Source organism: Aldersonia kunmingensis, from assembly GCF_001646865.1.
GTDB lineage: Bacteria > Actinomycetota > Actinomycetes > Mycobacteriales > Mycobacteriaceae > Aldersonia > Aldersonia kunmingensis.
Window position 1 is genome coordinate 1 of the sequence record NZ_LRRB01000017.1, and the last position, 1,616, is coordinate 1,616.

The following is a 1,616-nucleotide window of genomic DNA, read 5'->3' on the forward strand; positions in this document are numbered from 1 at the left end:
ACCACACTTGGAGGCCACGTTCACCACGAGAATGGCGCGCCCGTCGTACTCGCCGAGCGAGGTCGGCACGCCGCCGAGGGTTTCCAGCTGAATGTTCTGCAGATCCGTCATGGCATCGAACCTACCGAAACCACTGGTGCGGGCACGAGACTCGGCTCGTGCCCGCACCAAAGGCTGGACGTAGGTCGATTTAGATGAGCGCGGGTTCGCGGCGCTCGGCGGACGCTTCGGCCCGGCCGTCCTCGGGCAGGTGATCGTCGACCATCGCCTCCTCGTCGAACGGCAGCTTCCGGTCGAGAACCTCGTCGACCCGGCCCTTGTCGATCGTCTTGGTCCAGCTACCGATCAGCACGGTCGCAACCGCGTTGCCGGAGAAGTTGGTGACCGCACGCGCCTCGGACATGAACCGGTCGATACCGACGATCAGGCCGACCCCGTCGAGCAGTTCGGGGCGGTGGCTCTGCAGGCCGCCGGCAAGCGTGGCCAGCCCGGCACCGCTCACACCGGCCGCGCCCTTGGACGCGATGATCATGAACACCAGCAGCGAGATCTGCTCGCCCAGCGACAGCGGGTCGCCCAGCGCGTCGGCGATGAAAATCGACGCCATGGTCAGGTAGATCGCGGTGCCGTCGAGGTTGAACGAGTAACCGGTGGGCACCACGATGCCGACCGTGGAGCGCTGCACACCGGCGTGCTCCATCTTCGCGATCAGCCGCGGCAACGCCGACTCCGACGACGAGGTCGCGACGATCAGCAGGTATTCGCGGGCGAGGTAGCGCACGAGCTTGAAGATCGACACCCCGGCAACGAACTTCAGCAGTGTGCCGAGCACCAGGAAGACGAAGATCGCGCAGGTGATGTAGAAGGCGAGCATGAGGAGGCCGAGCTGCTTGACCGCCTCGAGACCGGTCTGCCCGACCACGCCCGCGATGGCGCCGAACGCCCCGATCGGGGCGAGCCACAGGATCATCGCGAGGATCCGGAACACCAGCTTCTGGATGAGCCCGACCGCGTTCAGGATCGGCTTGCCGGTGTTGCCCATGGCCTGCAGCGCAAATCCGACGAGCAGCGCGACGAACAGTGTCTGCAGCACATTGCCCTCGGTAAGCGAGGACAACAGTGACGTCGGGACTATGCCCTGGACGAAGTCCATAGTTCCGCCGGCACCGTGCGCCTTCTCGGCGTACTGGGCACCCGCCTCGGCATGCGCGGACAGATCCATGCCGCTGCCAGGCTGCAACAGGTTCCCGACCACCAGGCCGATGCCGAGGGCGACCGTCGACGTGGCCAGGAAGTAGGCCAGCGCGATGCCGCCGACCTTGCCGACGCTGGCGGCTGCCTTCACCGAGCCGATGCCGAGCACGATCGTGCAGAAAATGATCGGGCTGATCATCATCTTGATCAGGCTGACGAACAGCGTCCCGAGCACCGCGAGTTCTTTGCCCATGCTGGGCGCGAGCCAGCCGACGAACACACCGGCGACGACGGCGACGATGACCGCGACATACAGCCAATGCGTCCGGTCGCGATGTCTCTTGCTCGGCGCGTTGGCCGAGGTGATTGAGCTGCTCATCGTCGTTTCCTCTCGCTGAACGAAGTGAGGTGGATCACTGCTT

1 protein-coding gene and 1 pseudogene are annotated in these 1,616 nt (G+C 65.3%); both read right to left on the reverse strand.

Translation table 11 applies throughout. The features are described from left to right. Positions 1-111 (reverse strand): annotated as a pseudogene (locus A8G08_RS27860) (glutathione peroxidase); the annotation flags it as partial. A gap of 79 nt (positions 112-190) precedes the next feature. Beyond that, positions 191-1,573, reverse strand: a complete 1,383-nt coding sequence (locus A8G08_RS01685) for a cation:dicarboxylate symporter family transporter (protein ID WP_068269362.1) — start codon at positions 1,571-1,573, stop codon at positions 191-193. Positions 1,574-1,616 lie beyond the last annotated feature (43 nt).